This window comes from Pseudomonas sp. XP2 (assembly GCF_053557975.1).
Genome location: NZ_JBNRIK010000028.1, coordinates 31,534 through 56,159, shown reverse-complemented (window position 1 = coordinate 56,159; position 24,626 = coordinate 31,534). Strand labels below are relative to the sequence as shown.

20 protein-coding genes and 3 rRNA genes are annotated in these 24,626 nt (G+C 59.7%); 4 read left to right on the top strand and 19 right to left on the bottom strand.

Annotated elements, in window-relative coordinates; translation table 11 throughout:
* Positions 1–232 precede the first annotated feature (232 nt).
* Both pgeF and rluD read right to left on the bottom strand, forming a co-directional pair.
* Positions 233–973, bottom strand: a complete 741-nt coding sequence (gene pgeF / locus ACK1VC_RS23785; protein ID WP_016484792.1) for a peptidoglycan editing factor PgeF — start codon at positions 971–973, stop codon at positions 233–235.
* A complete protein-coding gene (gene rluD / locus ACK1VC_RS23780; protein ID WP_024718082.1) occupies positions 970–1,932 on the bottom strand; it encodes a 23S rRNA pseudouridine(1911/1915/1917) synthase RluD in 963 nt (320 codons plus the stop codon). The genes pgeF and rluD overlap by 4 nt, the downstream gene beginning before the upstream one ends.
* A 147-nt stretch (positions 1,933–2,079) precedes the next feature.
* Here rluD and ACK1VC_RS23775 point away from each other — a divergent pair, with 147 nt between their 5' ends.
* Together ACK1VC_RS23775 and ACK1VC_RS23770 are read left to right on the top strand one after the other, a co-directional pair.
* A complete protein-coding gene (locus ACK1VC_RS23775) occupies positions 2,080–3,099 on the top strand; it encodes an outer membrane protein assembly factor BamD (protein ID WP_016484790.1) in 1,020 nt (339 codons plus the stop codon).
* Between the two features lie 94 nt (positions 3,100–3,193).
* Positions 3,194–3,424 (top strand): PP0621 family protein, encoded by a 231-nt coding sequence (locus tag ACK1VC_RS23770; RefSeq protein ID WP_016484789.1) that lies wholly within the window; start codon positions 3,194–3,196, stop codon positions 3,422–3,424.
* Positions 3,425–3,621: 197 nt separating this feature from the next.
* On the opposite strand, the gene thiO is transcribed toward ACK1VC_RS23770, so the two are convergent.
* From thiO to ACK1VC_RS23745, 5 genes are read right to left on the bottom strand one after another with little or no spacing between them, the layout of a single operon-like run.
* The gene (thiO, locus tag ACK1VC_RS23765; RefSeq protein ID WP_016484788.1) at positions 3,622–4,719 is read right to left on the bottom strand and encodes a glycine oxidase ThiO; all 1,098 of its coding nucleotides are present in this window, start codon (positions 4,717–4,719) and stop codon (positions 3,622–3,624) included.
* A 54-nt stretch (positions 4,720–4,773) separates the two neighbouring features.
* The gene (locus ACK1VC_RS23760; RefSeq protein ID WP_102667849.1) at positions 4,774–5,163 is read right to left on the bottom strand and encodes a type IV pilin protein; all 390 of its coding nucleotides are present in this window, start codon (positions 5,161–5,163) and stop codon (positions 4,774–4,776) included.
* A 1-nt stretch (position 5,164) separates the two neighbouring features.
* On the bottom strand, positions 5,165–5,629 hold the full coding sequence (locus ACK1VC_RS23755; RefSeq protein ID WP_070086706.1) for a hypothetical protein: 465 nt from the start codon (positions 5,627–5,629) through the stop codon (positions 5,165–5,167).
* Positions 5,626–6,264, bottom strand: coding sequence for a PilW family protein (locus ACK1VC_RS23750; RefSeq protein ID WP_102667848.1), 639 nt, complete (start codon positions 6,262–6,264; stop codon positions 5,626–5,628). Before ACK1VC_RS23750 ends, ACK1VC_RS23755 begins: the two co-directional genes overlap by 4 nt.
* On the bottom strand, positions 6,261–6,443 hold the full coding sequence (locus ACK1VC_RS23745; RefSeq protein ID WP_016484784.1) for a prepilin-type N-terminal cleavage/methylation domain-containing protein: 183 nt from the start codon (positions 6,441–6,443) through the stop codon (positions 6,261–6,263). Before ACK1VC_RS23745 ends, ACK1VC_RS23750 begins: the two co-directional genes overlap by 4 nt.
* A 108-nt stretch (positions 6,444–6,551) precedes the next feature.
* Here ACK1VC_RS23745 and ACK1VC_RS23740 point away from each other — a divergent pair, with 108 nt between their 5' ends.
* Positions 6,552–7,043 (top strand): GspH/FimT family pseudopilin, encoded by a 492-nt coding sequence (locus ACK1VC_RS23740; protein ID WP_016484783.1) that lies wholly within the window; start codon positions 6,552–6,554, stop codon positions 7,041–7,043.
* A gap of 125 nt (positions 7,044–7,168) precedes the next feature.
* On the opposite strand, the gene ispH is transcribed toward ACK1VC_RS23740, so the two are convergent.
* From ispH to murJ, 6 genes are all read right to left on the bottom strand, one after another.
* The gene (gene ispH / locus ACK1VC_RS23735) at positions 7,169–8,116 is read right to left on the bottom strand and encodes a 4-hydroxy-3-methylbut-2-enyl diphosphate reductase (protein WP_191087239.1); all 948 of its coding nucleotides are present in this window, start codon (positions 8,114–8,116) and stop codon (positions 7,169–7,171) included.
* A gap of 14 nt (positions 8,117–8,130) precedes the next feature.
* Positions 8,131–8,568: an FKBP-type peptidyl-prolyl cis-trans isomerase gene (fkpB, locus tag ACK1VC_RS23730; protein WP_016484781.1), complete on the bottom strand. Its 438-nt coding sequence runs from the start codon at positions 8,566–8,568 to the stop codon at positions 8,131–8,133.
* On the bottom strand, positions 8,561–9,076 hold the full coding sequence (lspA, locus tag ACK1VC_RS23725; protein WP_016484780.1) for a signal peptidase II: 516 nt from the start codon (positions 9,074–9,076) through the stop codon (positions 8,561–8,563). Before lspA ends, fkpB begins: the two co-directional genes overlap by 8 nt.
* Positions 9,069–11,900: an isoleucine--tRNA ligase gene (gene ileS / locus ACK1VC_RS23720; protein ID WP_060519480.1), complete on the bottom strand. Its 2,832-nt coding sequence runs from the start codon at positions 11,898–11,900 to the stop codon at positions 9,069–9,071. Before ileS ends, lspA begins: the two co-directional genes overlap by 8 nt.
* Positions 11,897–12,847 carry a bifunctional riboflavin kinase/FAD synthetase gene (gene ribF / locus ACK1VC_RS23715; protein ID WP_191087237.1) on the bottom strand — a complete coding sequence of 317 codons (951 nt, stop codon included), beginning with the start codon at positions 12,845–12,847 and terminating at the stop codon, positions 11,897–11,899. Before ribF ends, ileS begins: the two co-directional genes overlap by 4 nt.
* Positions 12,848–12,965: 118 nt before the next feature.
* A complete protein-coding gene (murJ, locus tag ACK1VC_RS23710; RefSeq protein ID WP_016484777.1) occupies positions 12,966–14,504 on the bottom strand; it encodes a murein biosynthesis integral membrane protein MurJ in 1,539 nt (512 codons plus the stop codon).
* Between the two features lie 250 nt (positions 14,505–14,754).
* On the opposite strand from murJ, the gene rpsT reads away from it, so the two are divergent.
* Positions 14,755–15,033 (top strand): 30S ribosomal protein S20, encoded by a 279-nt coding sequence (gene rpsT / locus ACK1VC_RS23705; RefSeq protein ID WP_016484776.1) that lies wholly within the window; start codon positions 14,755–14,757, stop codon positions 15,031–15,033.
* A gap of 247 nt (positions 15,034–15,280) precedes the next feature.
* Here rpsT and ACK1VC_RS23700 read toward each other — a convergent pair whose 3' ends face one another.
* The 6 genes from ACK1VC_RS23700 to ACK1VC_RS23675 form a co-directional block, all read right to left on the bottom strand.
* Complete coding sequence (locus tag ACK1VC_RS23700; protein WP_024718079.1) at positions 15,281–17,581, bottom strand: PqiB family protein; 2,301 nt, start codon at positions 17,579–17,581, stop codon at positions 15,281–15,283.
* The gene (locus ACK1VC_RS23695) at positions 17,574–18,197 is read right to left on the bottom strand and encodes a paraquat-inducible protein A (protein ID WP_016484774.1); all 624 of its coding nucleotides are present in this window, start codon (positions 18,195–18,197) and stop codon (positions 17,574–17,576) included. Before ACK1VC_RS23695 ends, ACK1VC_RS23700 begins: the two co-directional genes overlap by 8 nt.
* Positions 18,184–18,843 (bottom strand): paraquat-inducible protein A, encoded by a 660-nt coding sequence (locus tag ACK1VC_RS23690; RefSeq protein WP_023048220.1) that lies wholly within the window; start codon positions 18,841–18,843, stop codon positions 18,184–18,186. Before ACK1VC_RS23690 ends, ACK1VC_RS23695 begins: the two co-directional genes overlap by 14 nt.
* A 254-nt stretch (positions 18,844–19,097) precedes the next feature.
* Positions 19,098–19,213: ribosomal RNA gene (rrf, locus tag ACK1VC_RS23685) — 5S ribosomal RNA — on the bottom strand.
* Positions 19,214–19,347: 134 nt separating this feature from the next.
* Positions 19,348–22,240 (bottom strand): 23S ribosomal RNA (locus ACK1VC_RS23680).
* Positions 22,241–22,487: 247 nt separating this feature from the next.
* Positions 22,488–24,024 (bottom strand): 16S ribosomal RNA (locus ACK1VC_RS23675).
* Together the 16S, 23S and 5S rRNA genes form the textbook arrangement of a ribosomal RNA operon.
* Between the last annotated feature and the right edge of the window lie 602 nt (positions 24,025–24,626).

Here is a 24,626-nt window from a genome sequence, read left to right as displayed (position 1 = left end):
AAGGGCAGGTCGGAGCGATGGACAGCGCCTGTTTATGAAGAAACCTGCCTGAGATGAACTTATAGATAAGGCTGATTCTGGAAGATTCAAGCGTAGCGGGGTTGACCGAAGTCAACCTGTTGAATTAACGGTGGCCATTCGCGGGCATGCCCGCTCCCACAGGTCCACCAACAGTTTCAAAAGGTGTGGATTCCTGTGGGAGCGGGCGAGCCCGCGAAGAGGCCAGTACAGGCTAGCGGGGTTGCAGCCACACCAGTGATGCGAAGCGCCCACCCTGCGGGGTACGGCGATAGGAGAAGAACCGCGCATCACTGACCGTGCACAGGCCGCCGCCATACACGGCAGTTACGCCACGGGCAGCCAGACGAATGCGCGCCAGCTCGTAGATATCCGCCATCAGCTTGCCTGGCCGTTCGCCCTCGACGAATGCCCGAGCAGCTTGCGGGTGCACGGCGGTAAAGGCATCACGCACTTCCAGCCCCACTTCGAAAGCCTGTGGGCCAATGGCTGGCCCCAGCCACACCAGCACTTCTTCAGGCGGCAGTGCCAGGCGGTCCAGGGTGGCTTCCAGCACGCCGCCCGCCAACCCGCGCCAGCCAGCATGCGCCGCCGCCACGCGAGTACCGGCCCGGTCGCAGAACAGCGCGGGCAGGCAATCGGCGGTCATCACGGTACAGGCAATACCAGGCTGGTCGGTCCAGCTGGCGTCGGCTTCGGCCACCACGGCAGGGTCGGCATCCGCCACCACCAGCCCATGCACCTGCTTCAGCCAGGCAGGGCGGATGGCGAACGCGTCGCTCAGGCGGCGGCGGTTCTCGGCAACGGCAGCAGGGTCATCCCCAACGTGGTCGCCAAGGTTGAAAGTTTCGTAGGGCGGCAGGCTGATGCCGCCCTGACGGGTGGTGACACAGGCGCGAACCGAGGCCGGGGCGGGCCAGTCGGGAAACAACAGCGACTGCGTCAGGCCACTCATCCGATAAAGCTCTCGCGGTCCTGGTTGAGCAGCGACAGCAACCACACGAAATCATCGGGCAGTGGCGATTCCCACTTCATGATTTCACCGGTAATCGGGTGGGCCAAGGCCAGGAAACGCGCGTGCAGCGCCTGGCGCGGGAAGGTCTTGACCGCCTCGACCATGGTTGGGCTGGCAGCCGGCGGAATGCGGAAGCGCCCACCGTACGTCTGGTCGCCGACCAGCGGGAAACCAACATGGGCCATGTGCACACGAATCTGGTGAGTACGGCCGGTTTCCAGCTTGACCCGCACGTGGGTGTGCGAGCGGAAGCGCTTGAGCACGCGGTAGTGGCTGACCGCCGGCTTGCCGCCGTCGGTGACTGCCATGCGCTGGCGCATGCCGCCGTGGCGACCGATCGGGGCATCGATCTTGCCACCGGAAGTGACCACGCCGATCACGATGCATTCATAAATGCGGCTGACCTTGCGCGCCTGCATCTGCTCGACCAGCCTGGTCTGCGCCTGCAAGGTCTTGGCCACCACCATCAAGCCGGTGGTGTCTTTATCCAGCCGGTGAACGATGCCGGCGCGCGGTACGTTGACGATGTCTGGCACGTGGTGGAGCAGCGCATTGAGCAACGTACCACTGGCATGACCGGCAGCCGGATGCACGACCAGCCCGGCAGGCTTGTTGATTACCATGATATGGTCGTCTTCGTAGACGATATCCAGTTCGATATCTTCTGGGATCCACTCGCCCTGGGCCTCTTGTTCGGCCTGCAGTGCTAGCAGCGAGCCACCATAGACGGTGTCTCGAGGGCGCACAACGGCGCCATCGACCGTCAGGCGGCCCTCTTTGATCCACGAAGTAAGCCGCGAACGCGAGTACTCAGCGAACAATTGGGCGGCGACCTGGTCGAGGCGTTGGCCGCCCAGTTCGGACGGTACCTCTGCGCTAAGTTGAATGATCTCGGACATGCTCGATTCGGCGGGCGCACAGCCTTTGGTTTCGGCTGCGAGCTTGTGGTTAAATACGGCTTCTTTTGTCCCGGGGTTGGCCGGGGCGCTCATCATAACAGGACGGCACCGCCCAAGACAGCGGCCGTCAAAGGGACGCAAGCCGCCATGCAAGTGAAACACCTGCTGCTGATCGCCATCCTCGGGCTTACCGCGGCCTGTTCCTCTAATAAAGAGGTCATTGACGAGAACCTCAGCGAAGCCGAGCTGTACCAGCAGGCGCAAGCTGATCTGGACAACTCCAGCTACACCAGCGCCGTAAACAAGCTCAAGGCCCTGGAATCGCGCTACCCGTTCGGCCGCTATGCCGATCAGGCGCAGCTCGAGCTGATCTACGCCAACTACAAGAACTCCGAGCCCGAGGCTGCCAAGTCGGCCGCCGAGCGCTTCATTCGTCTGCACCCGCAGCACCCGAACGTCGACTACGCCTACTACCTGAAAGGCCTGACCTCGTTCGACCAGGACCGTGGCCTGCTGGCCCGTTTCCTGCCGCTGGACATGACCAAGCGTGACCCGGGTGCCGCCCGCGACTCGTACAACGAGTTCGCCCAGCTGACCAGCCGCTTCCCCAACAGCCGCTACTCGCCCGACGCCAAGCAGCGCATGATCTACCTGCGCAACCTGCTGGCTTCGTATGAAATCCACGTGGCCGACTACTACCTGAGCCGCCAGGCTTATGTGGCCGCCGCCAACCGTGGTCGCTACGTGGTAGAAAACTTCCAGGAAACCCCATCGGTCGGCGACGGCTTGGCAGTAATGGTCGAGTCGTACCAGAAGATGCACCTGGACGAACTGGCCGCCAGCAGCCTGGAAACCCTCAAGCTCAACTACCCTGACCACCCGAGCCTGGCCGATGGCGAGTTCCAGCCCAAGCAGACCGAGTCTGACGGGCGCGGCTGGCTGTCCAAGGCCACCCTGGGCCTGATCGAAACCGATACGCCGCTGCCGCCGGGCGAAACCCGCGCGAACCAGGACGTGGTCAAGCAGTTCCAGGACGCGCGTGACGAGATGCCGCAAGAGCTGCTGCCGAAAGACGAAAACGGCGACCCGATCGTGCCGGAAGGCCCGAAACAAGCAGAAAAAGACCGCTCCTGGTTCAGCTACATGACCTTTGGTCTGTTCGACTGATACACAGCGGTACATGAAAGGGAGGCCTTGGGCCTCCCTTTTTTATTGGCCGCATCCTAGACTGTCAGCTTCTTCAACCGACAAGCTGGACACCATGGTTCGCCTACTTTTCTGGATCGCCCTGATCGCCGCCGCGTTCTGGCTGTGGCGCAAGTTCAAAGTCAGCCAACAGTCGCACCCCGAGGCGAAACTGGATGCGCCACTGCAGATGGTGCGCTGCGCCCATTGCGGCGTACACCTGCCCAACGACCGGGCGCTGCAGCAGGGCAAAGAGTGGTATTGCAGCCAGGCGCACCTGCAACAGGGGCCTGGCCGACAGGGCTGAACACAACACCTGTAGAAGATTGCCCAGCCCCTTGGGCTGCGCTGTCACGCAGAAAACAGTGATCACTGTGGGGGCGGGCTTGTCCCGCGAATGGGGCCACGCGGTGCCTGACACCGGCCTCGCCGGTGTTCGCGGGAAAACCCCGCTCCCACAGGGTTTTCATGGTCTTCAAGGGCTGTGCTTGACCGCAGAAGCCCTCAGCCCAACCGCGTTGCCGGTGCATACGGCGCCGGGTCGATGATTGGCTCGGCACCGGTCAGCAAGTCGCTAAACAACTGGCAAGACGCTGGCGCCAGCACCAACCCGTTGCGATAGTGCCCGCAGTTCAGCCACAACCCCTCGTGCCCTGGCACCGGCCCAATGTAGGGAATGCCCTCTGGCGAGCCTGGCCGCAGCCCGGCCCAGTGCCCCACCACCGTGGCCCCTTCGAGCCCAGGCAGCAACTCCACCGCCGATGCCTTCAGGCTTTCCAGCGCATCTCCGGTCGGGGTCTTGTCATACCCGGCATGCTCCAGCGTGCTACCCACCAGAATGTGCCCATCCCGCCGCGGGATCGCATAGCGCCCCTTGGCCAGCACCATGCTCGGCAAAAAGTCCTCAGCGCATTTAAACAGGATCATCTGGCCCTTCACCGGCTCTACCGGCAGCTCAAGGCCCAGGGTACGCAACAGGTCGCCACTCCAGGCCCCGGCACTGAGCACCACCTCATCCGCCGCCAGCACACCTTCAGCGGTCTGCACCCCGGTCACGCGCCCGCCCTGCTGAACGAAGCCGGTGATCTGGCAATTTTCGCGCAAGGTGACGTTGGGCAGCGCCAGCAGCGCCGCCTTCAGCGATTTCACCAGGCGCGGGTTGCGCACGTTGGCCACGCCAGCCATGTAGATCGCGCGCTTGAAACCCGGGCCCAGCACCGGCACTGCGCCGTAGGCCACCGTGATATCCACGGCACTCAGCGGCCGCTGCTCACGCTCGGCCCAGGCCAGCGCTTCGGCTTCGTCATCCAGGTCGAGCCAGTACAGTCCCGTGGTGTGCACTTCGGGATCGACACCGGTGCTGGCGAACAAACGCTCGCCCAGCTGCGGATAATAGTCCTGCGACCAGTGCGCCAGGGCGGTCACAGCCGGGCTGTAGCGCCAAGGGTACAGCGGCGAAACGATGCCACCACCGGCCCACGACGACTCACGCCCGACCTCACCCTGGTCACATACCACCACCTGCCCGACCTTGGCCGCCAGGTTGAACGCCGTCAGCAGGCCGATCACCCCGCCGCCGACCACCACTACTTGCTTGCTCATCTGTCGATCCAACACCTGAAGTAAAACCGCGATGCACCGGGCATCATTCAACCTTCAGCTTCCCCAGCAGTGCTCGCTGCCGCCAACGGCACCCGGATTGCGCTGCGCGCCGGCCTGGTCGAGCTGGAAGTCGCCACAGCGATCCTGCGCCATCAGCCCACTGGGCAGCCGCCGTGCGCGCAGCGTGAAGGTGTCGCTGTCGCGCTGGGCCTGCAGGCTGTAATAGCGGGTACCGTCGGGCAAGGCCGGGTCACCCTCGGCATATTGGCCGGTGCGCACGCGGTGGCGCTCCAGGCGCAGGGCGGCATCATGCAGCAGGCCAACCACTTCGCTGCGTGCGGCTCGCCGAAGCTGGTCGCTGTAACTGGGGTAGGCAATGGCTGCCAGAATGCCGGTCACGGCCAGCACAATCAACAACTCGATCAGGCTCAAGCCTTGCTGCATGTCAGTCTCCTCTCAGTCTTTGCCGCCAGCTGATACGCCGGGTGGTGTCGCCAGCCATGGCATAGACGGCTTCCAGCACATGCCGTGACTGGGTTTGCTTGCTGACTCCAGTTATGCGGAACAGGGTAACCAGCTGCTCGTCTGGCAGGTGCGCAGCGCGAGTGCTCGTGCCCAGGTTCTGTATATGGAAGTAACCATTGTGGGTGCCCTGCCACTGCCCTGCCAGATCGTGCGGTCGGGCTGGTGGCAGGCACGCGCCACAAGGGTCAGGAGGTGCCCGCTCAAGTTCGTGTTTCCCTGCCTGCAGCGCAGCCTCGGCTTCTTCGAACGCTCGCAGACCATCGCTCAGGTATCCCGTCATTCGCGTTTCCACCAGGGCGTCGCGCAGGGCAGATGCTGCAAGCAGACCCAGCAGCATGCTCAGGACCAGGGCCAACAGAAGAACCACACCACGCTGGCGGCTCATGAAGCGGGTACCGGGTTGCGGAGTGCCACGCTCAGCGAGTGATGCTGCTCAAGCTGCAAGCTGGGTTCATACAATGTGAGTAGAAGATCGACCCGCTCACCAGGTACATACCCCACTCGCAGCTCCCGTACATGATCGACCAGTGGCTGATTAATGTGACCCCGCTTGAAGAAAAGCGTGGTGCCACTGTGCACATAGTGATGGCGACTGACGGGCACAGCCATCAGCTTTTCATCGCCTTGTACTCGATGCTTATGAACCCTCACTTCGTCGATACAGTTCGTCACCACGGTCCACTCCGGGTCGCCCGCATACCCTGGCAGCTCGGCGACAACCAGGCTCAAGCTTGACCTATCGGCCTGCAGTGGCCGGGCAAAGGCAGGCTGCGCAGCCACGTCCAGGAAGTCGCCAGGTTTGAGGCGCATACAGCCGAACATTCCGGCCATGCGCACGTCCTGCGCCATGCGCAACAATGCCTGCCGCGCCTCATCATTCATGCGCACCGCGGTACTTTGCAGGCGCCAGGCCTGGTGAGCTGATGTAAAGACCTGGCTAACCGCCGCCAGTAATACCAAGCCGATACCTAGCCCCAGCATCAACTCAAGCAAACCAAAACCACTTTGGGCGCGCCTCATCGACGCCCCCGTTCACGCTCACTGTGCGTCGCCATTACCGCCTGCCCATCACGGCGCGCGCTGTCCGCAGCCTGCAATGCCTGCAACTGTATCGCTGCCGCTGCGAACATGCCCACGGCCACCACCACGACTGCCAACAACACTTCCAGCAGCGTCATGCCCCGATGCTTTGTGTGCATCCCTGCACTCCTGCGAATTTTCCTGCAACAGCCCTTAACCTGGCCGACTAGACCGCTTGGCCAGCCAACGTGAAGCTATAGCCAAGCACTTTCACGGAGGAATGCACGGTGAAGCAACGAGGCGTAACACTGATACAAATGTTGTCGGCCTTGGCAGTGACCGTTTTGCTGACACAGCTCGGTATGCCGGCCTACGCCAGGATGAGCGACGACCTACACCGGGCAGCCGCTGCCCGCGATTTGGCACAGGCACTGCGCAGCGCACGCAGCCACGCCATGCTGCAAAGCCAGCCGGTGCTGGTGCAGGCGCTGGACGGTAATTGGGGGAACGGTTGGCAGGTAATGCTGGAGCATAACCAGCAGCTGTTGCGCGAGCAGCGCCTTTCGAGGCCGCTCAAGATTACGAGCAATCGCGGGGAGCGGTTCAAGTTCAGTGCGTTGGGGGTTCCAATGACGCTGAACAACAGCTGGTTGGGAACAACGCTGGAAGTGTGTGAACGCTCATCTGCCAGCAGCCGATACCAAGTGGTGCTGGCATCGAGCGGCAGAGTCAGATTGCTTGCAGAGGACCGAAACAATACTCGCTGTGCAAGCACATAGCCTTGAGCCGAGCTTGCCGGCCCTATCGCCGGCAAGCCAGATCCCACTGGATACCACTGCCTTCAAGGCTTGTGCAGTACCTGTGGGAGCTGGCTTGCCAGCGATGAGGCCAGTACAGGCTTCAGTCAGATCAGCGAGCGAACCCGCAGCTCTTTTGGCATCGAGAAGGTGATGTTCTCTTCACGCCCGTCCAGCTCTTCAGCGCCGGTAGCGCCCCAGGCCTTGAGCTGCTCGATCACGCCACGCACCAGCACTTCGGGGGCCGAAGCGCCAGCGGTTATGCCAATGCGTGCTGCCTGTTCAAACCAGCCCTGCTGCAGGTCCTCGGCACCGTCGATCAGGTAAGCCGGGGTGCCCATGCGCTTGGCCAGCTCACGCAGGCGGTTGGAGTTGGAGCTGTTCGGGCTGCCGACCACCAGCACCACGTCGCACTCACCGGCCAACTGCTTGACGGCGTCCTGGCGGTTCTGGGTGGCGTAGCAGATATCGTCCTTGCGCGGGCCACCGATGTTCGGGAAGCGCGCACGCAGGGCGTCGATGACGCGGCTGGTGTCGTCCATCGACAACGTGGTCTGGGTCACGAAGGCCAGGTGATCAGGGTCGCGCACCTGCAATCTGGCAACATCTTCCTCGTCCTCGACAAGGTAGATGGCGCCACCATTGCTGGCGTCGTACTGGCCCATGGTGCCTTCGACTTCCGGGTGCCCTTCATGGCCGATGAGAATGCACTCTCGGCCGTCACGGCTGTACTTCGCCACCTCGATGTGCACCTTGGTGACCAGCGGGCAGGTGGCATCGAACACTTTCAGGCCACGGCCAGCGGCTTCCTGGCGCACGGCCTGGGACACACCATGGGCGCTGAAGATGACGATGACATCGTCCGGCACCTGGTCCAGCTCTTCGACGAAGATGGCACCGCGGTTGCGCAGGTCTTCCACCACGAACTTGTTGTGCACCACTTCGTGACGCACGTAGATCGGCGGGCCGAAGACTTCCAGCGCACGGTTGACGATCTCGATCGCCCGGTCGACCCCCGCGCAGAAGCCGCGAGGGTTGGCGAGTTTGATTTGCATGCTCGGCTCCAGGCTTACAGGGCCTTCACCTCGAGGATCTCCACCTCGAAGGTCAGGGTCTTGCCAGCCAGTGGGTGATTGAAGTCGATGGTCACCTGGTCGTCATCGAACGCTTTGACCACGCCCGGCAGCTCGGCGTTGGCGGCATCGTTGAAGATGATCAGCAGCCCTTCGGACAGCTCCATGCCCTCGAAGTTGGACCGCGGCATGACTTGCACGTTTTGCGGGTTGGGCTGGCCGAAGGCGTTCTCCGGGGCCACTACCAGAGTACGCTTGTCACCGGCCTTGAAGCCAAACAGCGCGCTCTCGAAGCCCGGCAGCAAGTTGCCATCGCCCACCTTGAAGGTGGCCGGGGCTTTGTCGAACGTGCTGTCGACGGTGTCGCCGTTTTCCAGGTGCAGCGCGAAGTGCAGGGTGACTTCGGTGTTCTGGCCGATACGGGTGTCAGTCATGGACCGGATCCTCGGACTTCTTGCTCTTGAACATATCCAGCGCCAGCATCACCGCACCAACGGTGATGGCGCTGTCGGCCACGTTGAAGGCCGGGAAGTAATGGCGGTTCTGCCAGTGCACCAGGATGAAGTCGACCACATGGCCCAGCACGATGCGATCGTACAGGTTGCCAATGGCACCACCCAGCACCAGCGCCAGCGCCACGGCCAGCCAGGTCTCGTTGCGCCCCAGGCGCTTGAGCCACACCACCAGTACGGCACTGACCACCACCGCGATCAGGGCGAACAACCAGCGCTGCCAGCCAGCGCCATCAGCAAGGAAGCTGAAAGCGGCGCCGGTGTTATAGGCCAGGGTCCAGCTGAAGTAGTCAGGAATCACCACAATTTGCTGGTACATGGTCAGGGCGTTGTTGAAATACAGCTTGGTGGCCTGGTCGAGGACCAGCACCAGCAAGCTCAGCCAAAGCCATGCAAGGCGCCCGAAGCGCCCCACTGCCGGGTTAGGCATAGTGACGCACCTCGCCCGAGCCGGTCAGGTTGTCGACGCAACGGCTGCAGATTTCCGGGTGCTCCGGGTGGCTGCCGACGTCGGCGCGGAAGTGCCAGCAACGGCCGCACTTGGCGTGGCCGGACTTGACCACTTTCAGCTTGAGGCCTTCGACTTCGGTGGCCACGGCGTCTGCCGGTGCCTGCACGAACGGCACCACGCTGGCGGCCGAGGTGATCAGCACGAAGCGCAGCTCGTCGCCCAGCTTGCCCAGGTCGGCGCTCAGGCCTTCGTCGGCGTACAGGGTGACTTCGGCCTGCAGGTTGCCGCCAATGACCTTGGCGGTGCGCTGGTTTTCCAGCTCCTTGTTGACCGATGCCTTCACCGCCATCACGCGGTCCCAGTAGGCGCGGTCCAGCTCGGTGCCTTCCGGCAGCTCGCTCAGGCCCTGGTACCAGCCGTTGAGCATCACCGACTCGTTGCGCTCGCCCGGCAGGTATTGCCAGATTTCGTCGGCGGTAAACGCCAGGATTGGCGCAATCCAGCGCACCAACGCTTCGCTGATGTGGTACAGCGCAGTCTGGCAGGAACGGCGGGCAACACTGTTGGCGCCGGTGGTGTACTGGCGGTCCTTGATGATGTCGAGGTAGAAGCCGCCCAGCTCCTGTACGCAGAAGTTGTGCACCTTGGAGTAGACGTTCCAGAAACGGTACTCGCTGTAGTGCTCTTCCAGCTCGCGCTGCAGCAGCAGAGTGCGGTCCACGGCCCAGCGGTCCAGTGCCAGCATGTCTTCAGGGGCCAGCAGGTCGCGGGCCGGGTCGAAACCGGACAGGTTGGACAGCAGGAAGCGTGCGGTATTGCGGATACGGCGGTAGGCGTCGGCGCTGCGCTGCAGGATCTGCTCGGAAACCGCCATTTCACCGGAATAGTCGGTGGCCGAAACCCACAGGCGCAGGATGTCGGCACCCAGGGTGTTGTTGACCTTCTCCGGCTCGATGGTGTTGCCCAGCGACTTGGACATCTTGCGGCCGTTTTCGTCCACAGTGAAACCGTGGGTCAGCAGCTCGCGATACGGCGCGTGGTTGTCGATGGCGCAACCGGTGAGCAGCGACGAGTGGAACCAGCCACGGTGCTGGTCGGAGCCTTCCAGGTACAGGTCGGCAACGGGGCCGGTGGCGTGGCCGATGTCGTGCGAGCCACGCAGCACGTGCCAGTGGGTGGTGCCGGAGTCGAACCACACGTCCAGGGTATCGGTGATCTTGTCATACTGAGCCGCTTCTTCACCCAGCAGTTCGACGGCATCCAGCTTGAACCAGGCCTCGATACCTTCTTGCTCGACGCGTTTGGCCACCGCTTCCATCAGCTCGACGGTACGTGGGTGCAGCTCGCCGGTCTGCTTGTGCAGGAAGAACGGGATCGGCACACCCCAGTTACGTTGACGCGAGATGCACCAGTCCGGACGGTTGGCGATCATCGAATGCAGGCGCGCCTGGCCCCAGGCCGGCACGAACTTGGTCTCTTCGATGGCCTTGAGGGCGCGCTCACGCAGCGGCTCGCCGGTGCTCGGCTGCTTGTCCATGCCCACGAACCACTGCGCGGTGGCGCGGTAGATCAGCGGGGTCTTGTGGCGCCAGCAGTGCATGTAGCTGTGGCTGATGGTTTCGGTGTGCATCAGCGCACCGACTTCGCTCAGCTTCTCGACGATGGCCGGGTTGGCCTTCCAGATGAACTGGCCGCCGAAGAATGGCAGCGACTCGACATACACGCCGTTGCTCTGCACCGGAGTGAGGATGTCATCGTTGACCATGCCGTAGCGCTTGCAGGTGACGAAGTCGTCTTCGCCGTAGGCCGGCGAGGAGTGCACAACGCCGGTACCGGCGCCCAGCTCGACGTAGTCGGCCAGGTAGACTGGCGACAGGCGGTCGTAGAACGGGTGCCGGAAGTTGATCAGCTCCAGTGCCGAACCTTGGGCTGTGGCGATGACCGAGCCTTCCAGGTTGTAGCGCTTGAGGCACGACTCGACCAGCTCTTCAGCCAGCACCAGCAGACGCTCACCGGTGTCGACCAGGGCGTACTTGAACTCCGGGTGGATGTTCAGCGCCTGGTTGGCCGGGATGGTCCAGGGGGTGGTGGTCCAGATCACGATGGCGGCTGGCTTGGTCAGCGCATCCAGCCCAAAGGCGGCAGCCAGCTTGGCCTCGTCGGCAACCGGGAAGGCCACGTCGATGGTCTGGGATTTCTTGTCGGCGTACTCGACTTCGGCCTCCGCCAGCGCCGAACCGCAGTCGAAGCACCAGTTCACAGGCTTGAGGCCCTTGAACACGAAGCCCTGCTTGACCATCTCGGCCAGGGCGCGGATTTCACCGGCCTCGTTGGCGAAGTTCATGGTCTTGTAGGGGTTGTCCCAGTCACCCAGCACACCCAGGCGAATGAACTCGGTCTTCTGCCCTTCGATCTGCTCGGCGGCGTACTCGCGGCACAGCTCACGGGTGCGATCGGCAGACAGGTGCTTGCCGTGGGTCACCTCGACCTTGTGTTCGATCGGCAGGCCATGGCAGTCCCAGCCCGGGACATACGGTGCATCGTAGCCGGCCAGGGTCTTGGAGCGGACGATCATGTCCTTGAGGATTTTGTTCAGCGCATGACCGATGTGAATTTTGCCGTTGGCATAGGGCGGGCCGTCGTGCAGGACGAACTTGGGACGATCCTTGCCAATTTCGCGCAGCTTCTGGTACAGGCCAATGCTGTCCCAGCGCTGCAGGATCTGCGGTTCGCGCTGAGGCAGGCCGGCCTTCATGGGGAAGGCGGTGTCCGGAAGGTTAAGCGTGGCTTTGTAGTCGGTCATTTCAGGCTCTTCGTTAGCGGTTGAGCGTGCCAATGTGCACGTGCGGCGGCGATATCCGCATCGATCGCCGACTTCAGCGCCTCCAGGGAGGCGAATCGCTGCTCTTCACGCAGCTTGTGGTGGAACTCCACCGTCAGACGCCGGCCATACAGGTCGCCGGCAAAATCCAGAAGATGAATTTCCAGGTGCGGGCGCCCATCACCGGCAACGGTGGGACGCACGCCAATATTGCCCACACCCGGCCAGGCCTTGCCGTCGACTTCGATGCTGGCCAGGTAGACCCCGGACAGCGGCACGCGGCGGCGCTTGAGCTGGATGTTGGCGGTAGGTGTACCGAGCTGGCGGGCCAGCTTCTGGCCATGCAGCACGCGGCCGGTAATGCTGTACGGGCGGCCCAGCAGGTGCTCGGCCAGCTCGAAATTGCCTTCGGACAAGGCCTTGCGCACTTCGGTGCTGCTGACGCGCAGACCGTCCTGGATCACCGTATTGGCGGCCTCGACGGTGAAGCCGTACTGCTTGCCGGCTTCGATCAGGAAGGCGAAGTCGCCGGCGCGGTCGCAGCCAAAGCGGAAGTCATCACCCACTTCTAGGTGGCGCACGCCCAGGCCGTCGACCAGGATGGCCTTGACGAAAGCGTCGGCGCTGAGCTGGCTCAGGCGCTGGTTGAACGCCAGGCACAGCACCCGGTCGATGCCCTCGGCGGCCAGCAGTTCGACCTTGTCACGCAGACGGGCCAGGCGCGCCGGCGCGGTATCGGGGGCAAAGTACTCGCGTGGTTGAGGTTCGAAAATCACCACGCAGGTCGGCAGGCCCAAGGCCTGGCCGCGCTCGCGCAGGCGCGCCAGGATTGCCTGGTGGCCGCGGTGAACCCCGTCGAAGTTGCCAATGGTGGCGACACAGCCCCGGTGCTCGGGGCGCAGGTTGTGAAGACCTCGAACCAGCTGCATAACGCGCTTCTTGCTCATAAAGTGGCCGATTATAACCACACCCGGGCGCCGGTGACAGGCAGCAACGCCCAAGGGCGGCGTGGAATGCGAAAAACCGACGCCTGACCCACCTGAAGCCTCAGTGCAAGGCCTTGCGGGCGAAATGCCGGGGCCGGAAGCCGCACAGGTACAGGCAGCCGAAATACGTCACGACACCAGCCAGGATCAGTGCGCCAAGCCGCATGAAGCGCTCAAGCATGATGCCCTGCTCCCAGGCCGGCATATAGTGCATGCCCGCCAACAGGACCGCCGACATCAACGCCACTGCCAGAACAAGCTTGAGCAGAAACACTGCCCAGCCTGGCTGAGGCTCGAACAACTGCTGACTGCGCAGCTTCCAGAACAGCAAGCCGGCATTCAGGCACGCACCGAGACTGATCGCCAGCGCCAGGCCGGCATGCGCAAGCGGGCCGACCAGGGCGAGGTTGAACAGCTGGGTACAGAACAGGGTGAAAATCGCGATCTTCACCGGTGTGCGGATATTCTGCTGCGCATAGAAGCCGGGTGCCAGTACCTTGACCAGAATGATCGCCAGCAAGCCTACGGAATAGGCCATTAGCGCCCGCTGGGTCATGGCCGCATCAAACGCGCTGAACTTGCCATATTGAAAGAGCGCAACGGTCAGCGGCTCGGCAAGAATGGCCAACGCCAGGGTGCACGGCAGCACCAGCAGGAAGCACAGGCGCAGGCCCCAGTCGAGGATCCGCGAGTATTCCTCGCGGTCCTTGTTGGCGTAGGTCTTGGCCAGGGTCGGCAGCAGGATGGTGCCCAGGGCCACGCCCAGCACGCCCGACGGCAGCTCCATGAGGCGGTCGGCGTAATACATCCACGACACCGAGCCGGCCACCAGGAAGGAGGCAAAGATGGTGTTGATGATCAGCGAGATCTGGCTCACCGATACCCCAAGAATCGCCGGCAGCATTTGCTTCAGCACCCGCCACACTCCCGCGTCCTTGAGATTCAGACGCGGCAGCACGAGCATGCCGATTTTCTTCAATGCCGGCAGCTGGTACAACAACTGCGCCAGGCCACCCGCCAGCACACCCCAGGCCAGGGCCATGATTGGCGGGTTGAAGTACGGCGTCAGCAGCACGGCAAAGGCGATCATCGCCACGTTCAGCAGGGTCGGGGTGAAGGCCGGTACCGAAAAACGGTTCCAGGTATTGAGGATTGCGCCGGCCAGGGAAGAAAGCGAAATCAGCAATATATAAGGAAAGGTCACCCGCAACAGGGCGGTGGTCAGCTCGTACTTTTCCGCGTTGTCGACAAAACCGGGGGCTGTTGCCCATACCACCCATGGCGCCGCCAGGATACCGATGGCAGTCACCAGGGCGAGGACCAGGGTCAGCAGGCCGCTGACGTAGGCGATGAAGGTACGCGTCGCTTCCTCGCCCTGCTGGGTCTTGTACTCGGCCAGGATCGGCACAAAAGCTTGGGAAAACGCACCCTCGGCGAAAATGCGCCGCAGCAGGTTGGGCAATTTGAACGCGATAAAGAAGGCGTCAGTGGCAACACCGGCACCAAAGATGCGAGCCAGGATGGTGTCACGCACGAAGCCCAGCACCCGGGAAACCATGGTGATCGAGCTTACTGCAGCCAGGGATTTGAGCAGGTTCATCGAAAAGATTCACGCCAAGGGCAGAGGACGCTGCCAGACAGCGTCCGAATGTGCGATACTCCCGCGCCTTCGCAGGGGAGCCAAAAATTCCCGAGTGTACAGGTCGCGCAGCAGAAAGGAATCTTTCCCTCTTGTTGGCGCACCGCTCGGCGGAACCTTGCAGGTGGCCTTGACAATCGATCTACTGATCGGCATGATTCGCGGCCTATTTTGTTTGCTATTTACCTAAAGTCTTTCGAGGAGCTCGACGGTGGCCAACACACCTTCCGCCAAGAAACGTGCAAAACAGGCTGAGAAGCGTCGCAGCCACAACGCCAGCCTGCGTTCCATGGTCCGCACCTACATCAAGAATGTAGTTAAAGCCATTGACGCAAAAGACGCCGACAAAGCGCAAGCCGCTTACGTTCTGGCTGTACCTGTAATCGACCGTATGGCCGACAAAGGTATCATCCACAAGAACAAAGCTGCTCGTCACAAAGGCCGTCTGAATGGCCACATCAAGGCGCTGAAAGAAGCTGCAGCTGCCTAAGCGACGCGCTATTCGAAAAACCGACCCTAGGGTCGGTTTTTTGTTGCCTGCGATTTATGCTTGCGGGCACGGCTCCATGTGGAGCTCGGTCTCTGCAGGAGCGGCCTTGTGTCGCGAAAGGGCTGCAAAGCAGCCCCGGCAATCTCAGCTTCTGCGCTGAGACCGAGGGGCCGCTACGCGCCCCTTTCGCGACACAAGGCCGCTCCCACAAAAAAGCAGGGCCGCAGTTGGCGACCCTGCTTTTACATTACTTGGCTATCTGAATCTTCGGCGCCCACTGCAGCCATTCATCCTCGGCCTTGTCGAACAAGGCAAAGGTCTGCTGCGGCCGGGCCGGGTTGCCCATCTGCTCGCCATCCGGCGTCGCAAAAGCGATACCGCCATCGATCAGGGTTTCCACCGACTCGGTACGCACCGTAGCCCCCTTGAACAGCCCCCAGTCGAAACCGAAGCCACTGCTGTTCCAGAAGCGGCTACCACTGCGTACCAGTGCCGCATAGCGTGGCTCGATGAGGATATGGATCAGCACGCGGTCAGCGCTCTGCCCCAACTCGAAGCCTGTCACCTTGCCGACCGCCACCTCACGGTATGTCACTGGCACACCCGGCTTGATCGATCCACGGCGCGGGGCGCTGAGGGTCAAGGGCAAGCCGACCTCCGGCCCCGTCACTTGCGGGGCATCGGCCAAAGCGATGAAATCGCGCTGAGGGCCACGGTCCTTGGTTGCTGGCTGTACCTCCAGGTACTGCCCGCCGATCAGGGTGTCGAGGTTCTCGGTGCGCACCAGGCCCAATGCCGGCTTGACCACCCAGAACTGCGTACCGGCACGGGCAATACGGTCCGCCGCTTCGGTGATACGTGCCCGCAGCAGCACTGCCTGCAAGTCATTGGTCAGGTCAACGCTTTCGATACTGCCCACATCCAGGCCACGGAAGCGGATCGGCGTACCCGGCTTCAGGCCATCTGCACGGTCTACACGGACGGTGATCAAAGTACCCGCGCGGTTTACCGCCTCCTGGCTGTCATGCAGGCGGAAGCGTGGAATGCGGCGTTTCAGCGCCACATCCGGGCGCGGCGTGTCGAACGCAATACCGCCGGCCATCAGCGTTTGCAGCGACTCACTCTTGATCTTGATGCCCGAGAGGCCGCCCGTCAGGGTGATGCCACTGACGTTCCAGAAGCGCGACGAACCGTTAACCAGTTTTTCGTATTCCTTTTCAATATGCACACCGATCAGGATGCGGTTGCTGTTACGCGCAAACTGATAGCTCTGCACGCTACCCACCTTGACCTGGCGGTACATCACCGGGCTGCCGATCTCCAGCGACCCCAAGGTATCGGCAAACAACACCATGTGCAGCCCCGGCGCCTTGAGGTCGAGCGGCGGCGCCTTGGCGCGGGCCTCGAACTCACGCTCGGGTCGCTCACCCTTCTCCCCCGGGCGTATGGCGATGTAGTTGCCTTTGACCAGCGCTTCCAGGCCAGTGATACCTGCAAGGGAAATGGACGGTTTGACCACCCAGAACTGTGTGCCCTCGACCAGGTAGTCTTCGGTCAGCGGGTCCAGCGTCAGCTCGGCCGATGCGCTGGACAGGTTGTCTTCCATTTTCAGGGCTTTCAGCGAGCCCACCTGGATGCCCTTGTACATGACCGGCGTGCGGCCTGCCTGCAGGCCCTCGTAATCGCTCAGCTTCACCTTGACCCGGATACCTGCCTGGGCTGCATCGAAGTCTTCGTACAGGCGGAACGGCAGGCTCGGATCGGTGGGCGGGCTGTCCTTGCGGTACTCCGGCGTAGCAAAAGCGATACCACCGGCCACGATGCTCGACAGCGACTCGCTGCGCACCTTCACACCCGACAGCGACGCATCAATACTGACGCCGCTGGCGTTCCAGAAACGCGTGTGCTTGCGCACCAGGCTGGCGTAGGCAGGCTCGATGAACACCTTGACCTCGACGGTGCTCTGGTCCTCGGACAGGCGATAGCTCTTCACCCGACCCACCTGGATCTGCTTGTAGAATATCGGGCTGTCACGGTTGAGCGAGCCGAGCCTTTCGGCTTTGAGGGTCAAATGCAGGCCTGGCTCCGAATCCGAGAGCGGCGGCGCCACCTTCAACGCGGTAAAGCGCTTGGTACGCTCCCCCTCGCCCGGGCTGACGGCGATGTAGTTACCCGACACCAGGGTTTCAAGGCCGGTGATACCCGCCAGACTCACACTCGGTTTCACCAGCCAGAAGCGTGTGCCCTTGGTCAGGTGAGGCTCGGCGGCCTTGTTCATCTCGATGGTGGCGATCACCCCCTGGTTGTCGCCCTCGGCATCGAGTACCAGGCTCTTCACTTTGCCTACCGGCATGCCCTTGTAGATGACTTCGGTCTTGTTGGCGACGATACCTTCACCCGACTCGAAGCGGACTTCAATTTCCACGCCGGCCGCGCTGTAGGCCTGCCATGCGAGCCAGCCCCCGATCATCAGGGCGATCAAGGGCAGGATCCAGATGGCCGACCAGTTTGAGGCTGGGCGGGTTTTAGCCGTTGGCAGGTCACTCATGGTCGTCATCCGACTCCGTGTTATCCCAAATCAGTCGGGGATCGAAAGTTAAAGCGGCAAGCATTGTCAGGATCACCACAGTTGCGAAGGCGACAGCGCCCAGGTTGGCTTCGACACTGGCGATTCGGCCGAAATTCACCACTGCCACCAGAATGGCGATGACGAAGATATCGAGCATGGACCAGCGCCCAATGAATTCAATGAAGCGATACATCATTATCCGTTGCCGAGCCGAAAGCGGCTGGTGACGCTGAACGGAGTACAACAGCAAGCCAATGCCCACCAGCTTGAACGTGGGCACCAGGATACTGGCAATGAACACCACGGCGGCAATGGGCACCATACCGTGCTTGAGCAGGGTGATGACGCCGGACATGATCGTGTCCGGGCTGCCCTGCCCGAGTGTACTCACGGTCATGATAGGGAGCAGGTTGGCCGGGATGTACAGGATCGACGCAGCAACCAGCAGCGCCCAGGTGCGCACGATACTGTTAGGGCGGCGAGCATGCACAATGGCGCCGCAGCGCGTGCAGTGCTGCGAAGTGCTATCTGGCACTTGCTTGTTCAGTTCATGACATTCATTGCAGACAAGAATGCCTGCATCAATCGCCCGCATGCAGGTCCTCCCCCGATAGCGCACTCCAGATCTGGTGCGCAGACATCACCACTTCAAGCCACACCTGGACCAATAACAGACTGATGAAACAGAACAACCCCAGGCCCACGGTCAGTTCGGCCAGGTCCACCAGCTTGACGATGGCCACCAGCACCCCCATGAAATAGACCTCGAGCATGCCCCAGTCACGCAAGTGGTGATAGATGCGATAGAACAGCAGGCCGAAGTTACGGCCCATGTTCAAGCGAATACTCAGTAATACCGCCAGCTGGCAGAGCAGTTTTGCCAGGGGGATGGCCATGCTGCAGAGGAACACGACCACCGCTACACCACGCATCTGCGAATTGTACAGGCCGAGTACGCCGCTCCAGACAGTATCGTCCGAGGTCTGGCCAAGCAGGTGCAGCTGCATGATCGGTAGAAAATTGGCAGGTACGAACAGTAACAACGCGGTCAGTACCAGAGCCAGGCTGCGGTTGACTACATTATGCCGATGGGCATAGAGCTCGTAGCCGCAACGTGGGCATTGGGCTTTTTCATCGGGCTTGAGCACAGGCTTACGGAGCAGCAGGTCGCATTCGTGGCAGGCGACAAGCTCGTCCAGCGGCAATTGGGCCAAGGCTTCGTGTTCGTCAGGGTTGGGCATATGGCGCTTCTGGAAAGGTGCGTGGGCCTATTCTAGTGTTCTGGCTCAAATTGTGGGAGGCGACTTACCACAGACCCCTGTAGGAGCAGCCTTGTGCTGCAAAGAGGCCATTGCAGCCGAAGATAATCTTTAGCCTTACCGGCCTCTTCGCAGCACAAGGCTGCTCCTACAGGGGTTCGGGCAGGGCTGAGATTTTTTGCCCACAAAGACAAAACCCCTACCTGCATGCGCAGATAGGGGTTTTGCGAAATGAATCTTGACGATGACCTACTCTCACATGGGGAAACCCCACACTACCATCGGCGATGCATCGTTTCACTGCTGAGTTCGGGATGGGATCAGGTGGTTCCAATGCTCTATGGTCGTCAAGAAATTCTGTAGCCAGAATGTCCAAATGGACAGCCCAGCGAATCCGGATATGTGATATTTGTGGTTCGTTGCGAACTTTCGGTTCGTATCATCTTCACCACCGCAATCTGCGCTAGCAAATTGCTTGGGTGTTATATGGTCAAGCCTCACGGGCAATTAGTATTGGTTAGCTCAACGCCTCACAGCGCTTACACACCCAACCTATCAACGTCGTAGTCTTCGACGGCCCTTTAGGGGATTCAAGATCCCAGTGAGATCTCATCTTGAGGCAAGTTTCCCGCTTAGATGCTTTCAGCGGTTATCTCTTCCGAACATAGCTACCCGGCAATGCCACTGGCGTGACAACCGGAACACCAGAGGTTCGTCCACTCCGGTCCTCTCGTACTAGGAGCAGCCCCTCTCAAATCTCAAACGTCCACGGCAGATAGGGACCGAACTGTCTCACGACGTTCTAAACCCAGCTCGCGTACCACTTTAAATGGCGAACAGCCATACCCTTGGGACCGGCTTCAGCCCCAGGATGTGATGAGCCGACATCGAGGTGCCAAACACCGCCGTCGATATGAACTCTTGGGCGGTATCAGCCTGTTATCCCCGGAGTACCTTTTATCCGTTGAGCGATGGCCCTTCCATACAGAACCACCGGATCACTAAGACCTACTTTCGTACCTGCTCGACGTGTGTGTCTCGCAGTCAAGCGCGCTTTTGCCTTTATACTCTACGACCGATTTCCGACCGGTCTGAGCGCACCTTCGTACTCCTCCGTTACTCTTTGGGAGGAGACCGCCCCAGTCAAACTACCCACCATACACTGTCCTCGATCCGGATAACGGACCTGAGTTAGAACCTCAAAGTTGCCAGGGTGGTATTTCAAGGATGGCTCCATGAGAACTGGCGTCCCCACTTCAAAGCCTCCCACCTATCCTACACAAGCAAATTCAAAGTCCAGTGCAAAGCTATAGTAAAGGTTCACGGGGTCTTTCCGTCTAGCCGCGGATACACTGCATCTTCACAGCGATTTCAATTTCACTGAGTCTCGGGTGGAGACAGCGCCGCCATCGTTACGCCATTCGTGCAGGTCGGAACTTACCCGACAAGGAATTTCGCTACCTTAGGACCGTTATAGTTACGGCCGCCGTTTACCGGGGCTTCGATCAAGAGCTTCGCTTGCGCTAACCCCATCAATTAACCTTCCGGCACCGGGCAGGCGTCACACCCTATACGTCCACTTTCGTGTTTGCAGAGTGCTGTGTTTTTAATAAACAGTCGCAGCGGCCTGGTATCTTCGACCGGCATGGGCTTACGGAGCAAGTCCTTGACCCTCGCCGGCGCACCTTCTCCCGAAGTTACGGTGCCATTTTGCCTAGTTCCTTCACCCGAGTTCTCTCAAGCGCCTTGGTATTCTCTACCTAACCACCTGTGTCGGTTTGGGGTACGGTTCCCAGTTATCTGAAGCTTAGGAGCTTTTCTTGGAAGCATGGTATCAACCACTTCGTCGCCTAAAGGCAACTCGTCATCAGCTCTCGGCCTTGAAATCCCGGATTTGCCTAAGATTTCAGCCTACCACCTTAAACCTGGACAACCAACGCCAGGCTGGCCTAACCTTCTCCGTCCCTCCATCGCAATAACTGGAAGTACAGGAATATTAACCTGTTTTCCATCGACTACGCTTTTCAGCCTCGCCTTAGGGACCGACTAACCCTGCGTCGATTAACGTTGCGCAGGAAACCTTGGTCTTTCGGCGTGCGAGTTTTTCACTCGCATTGTCGTTACTCATGTCAGCATTCGCACTTCTGATACCTCCAGCAAGCTTCTCAACTCACCTTCACAGGCTTACAGAACGCTCCTCTACCGCATCACCAAAAGGTGATACCCGTAGCTTCGGTGCATGGTTTGAGCCCCGTTACATCTTCCGCGCAGGCCGACTCGACTAGTGAGCTATTACGCTTTCTTTAAAGGGTGGCTGCTTCTAAGCCAACCTCCTAGCTGTCTAAGCCTTCCCACATCGTTTCCCACTTAACCATGACTTTGGGACCTTAGCTGACGGTCTGGGTTGTTTCCCTTTTCACGACGGACGTTAGCACCCGCCGTGTGTCTCCCATGCTCGGCACTTGTAGGTATTCGGAGTTTGCATCGGTTTGGTAAGTCGGGATGACCCCCTAGCCGAAACAGTGCTCTACCCCCTACAGTGATACATGAGGCGCTACCTAAATAGCTTTCGAGGAGAACCAGCTATCTCCGAGCTTGATTAGCCTTTCACTCCGATCCACAGGTCATCCGCTAACTTTTCAACGGTAGTCGGTTCGGTCCTCCAGTCAGTGTTACCTAACCTTCAACCTGCCCATGGATAGATCGCCCGGTTTCGGGTCTATACCCAGCGACTAAACGCCCTATTAAGACTCGCTTTCGCTACGCCTCCCCTATTCGGTTAAGCTCGCCACTGAATATAAGTCGCTGACCCATTATACAAAAGGTACGCAGTCACCTAACAAAGTAGGCTCCCACTGCTTGTACGCATACGGTTTCAGGATCTATTTCACTCCCCTCTCCGGGGTTCTTTTCGCCTTTCCCTCACGGTACTAGTTCACTATCGGTCAGTCAGTAGTATTTAGCCTTGGAGGATGGTCCCCCCATATTCAGACAAAGTTTCTCGTGCTCCGTCCTACTCGATTTCATTGATAAGAGATTTTCGTGTACGGGGCTATCACCCACTATGGCCGCACTTTCCAGAGCGTTCCACTAATCTCAAACCAACTTAAGGGCTGGTCCCCGTTCGCTCGCCACTACTAAGGGAATCTCGGTTGATTTCTTTTCCTCAGGGTACTTAGATGTTTCAGTTCCCCTGGTTCGCCTCTTGCACCTATGTATTCAGTACAAGATAACCAGCTTGTGCTGGCTGGGTTCCCCCATTCAGAGATCTCTGGATCACAGTCTGTTTGCCGACTCCCCAAAGCTTTTCGCAGGCTACCACGTCTTTCATCGCCTCTGACTGCCAAGGCATCCACCGTATGCGCTTCTTCACTTGACCATATAACCCCAAGCAATCTGGTTATACTGTGAAGACGACATTCGCCGAAAATTCGCACGTCGCTCTTTCGAGCAGAACTCACAAATTTTACCTTAGCCTGATCCACCAGCAGTGAAACTGGTGTTCAGTCTATTTCTATCACATATCCGAATTTTTAAAGAACGATCTGACAAAAGTCAGAAATCAACATTCNACAATGAATCAAGCAATTCGTGTGGGAGCTCATCAGCAGGCTGATGTCGTCGATTAAGGAGGTGATCCAGCCGCAGGTTCCCCTACGGCTACCTTGTTACGACTTCACCCCAGTCATGAATCACACCGTGGTAACCGTCCTCCCGAAGGTTAGACTAGCTACTTCTGGTGCAACCCACTCCCATGGTGTGACGGGCGGTGTGTACAAGGCCCGGGAACGTATTCACCGCGACATTCTGATTCGCGATTACTAGCGATTCCGACTTCACGCAGTCGAGTTGCAGACTGCGATCCGGACTACGATCGGTTTTGTGAGATTAGCTCCACCTCGCGGCTTGGCAACCCTCTGTACCGACCATTGTAGCACGTGTGTAGCCCAGGCCGTAAGGGCCATGATGACTTGACGTCATCCCCACCTTCCTCCGGTTTGTCACCGGCAGTCTCCTTAGAGTGCCCACCATAATGTGCTGGTAACTAAGGACAAGGGTTGCGCTCGTTACGGGACTTAACCCAACATCTCACGACACGAGCTGACGACAGCCATGCAGCACCTGTGTCAGAGTTCCCGAAGGCACCAATCCATCTCTGGAAAGTTCTCTGCATGTCAAGGCCTGGTAAGGTTCTTCGCGTTGCTTCGAATTAAACCACATGCTCCACCGCTTGTGCGGGCCCCCGTCAATTCATTTGAGTTTTAACCTTGCGGCCGTACTCCCCAGGCGGTCAACTTAATGCGTTAGCTGCGCCACTAAAATCTCAAGGATTCCAACGGCTAGTTGACATCGTTTACGGCGTGGACTACCAGGGTATCTAATCCTGTTTGCTCCCCACGCTTTCGCACCTCAGTGTCAGTATCAGTCCAGGTGGTCGCCTTCGCCACTGGTGTTCCTTCCTATATCTACGCATTTCACCGCTACACAGGAAATTCCACCACCCTCTACCGTACTCTAGCTTGCCAGTTTTGGATGCAGTTCCCAGGTTGAGCCCGGGGCTTTCACATCCAACTTAACAAACCACCTACGCGCGCTTTACGCCCAGTAATTCCGATTAACGCTTGCACCCTCTGTATTACCGCGGCTGCTGGCACAGAGTTAGCCGGTGCTTATTCTGTCGGTAACGTCAAAACACTAACGTATTAGGTTAATGCCCTTCCTCCCAACTTAAAGTGCTTTACAATCCGAAGACCTTCTTCACACACGCGGCATGGCTGGATCAGGCTTTCGCCCATTGTCCAATATTCCCCACTGCTGCCTCCCGTAGGAGTCTGGACCGTGTCTCAGTTCCAGTGTGACTGATCATCCTCTCAGACCAGTTACGGATCGTCGCCTTGGTGAGCCATTACCTCACCAACTAGCTAATCCGACCTAGGCTCATCTGATAGCGCAAGGCCCGAAGGTCCCCTGCTTTCTCCCGTAGGACGTATGCGGTATTAGCGTTCCTTTCGAAACGTTGTCCCCCACTACCAGGCAGATTCCTAGGCATTACTCACCCGTCCGCCGCTGAATCGAAGAGCAAGCTCTTCTCATCCGCTCGACTTGCATGTGTTAGGCCTGCCGCCAGCGTTCAATCTGAGCCATGATCAAACTCTTCAGTTCAATACTGCTTGGGTTTTTAAGAAACCCTAAACTTGGCTCAGCAATCTCAAATGACTATGTGATTTCTCGCATGGTCACTTGTGATGCTGATAATCTTTTTGACTATCAGTCCGTACTCACAAGCACCCACACGAATTGCTTGATTCGATTTGTTAAAGAGCGTTTGGTTAAGAGCTTTTCGTCTCAACCGAGGCGCGCATTCTACGCATTCCTCAGAGCCTGTCAAGCGTTTATTTTGAAGTTTTTTGCGAGAAACTCGTTTAGCTTCAATCACTTAACTCGCTGCGATCTCTCGTAGCGGGAGGTGAATAATACAGCGTTTAGAAGCGCTGTCAACCACCATTTCAACCGCTTGCGATCTTTCGATCGTAGCCCTTTCAACGCCACCTTAACTACTTAACTCATTGAATCTCAAGGAGTTTGTCGTTCCGATGTCGCTGGAAGTGGGGCGCATTATAAGGGGATTCAGAAGGGCGTCAACCTTTAATTTCAAGAAACTGAAATATAAGCAGGGAACACCGTAGAAAGGCCACCAGGTGTCCGCCACAACACAGTCAGCGCCTGTGAGATCGAGCGCCGCCCGCGCGGCGCATCGCGGCGCA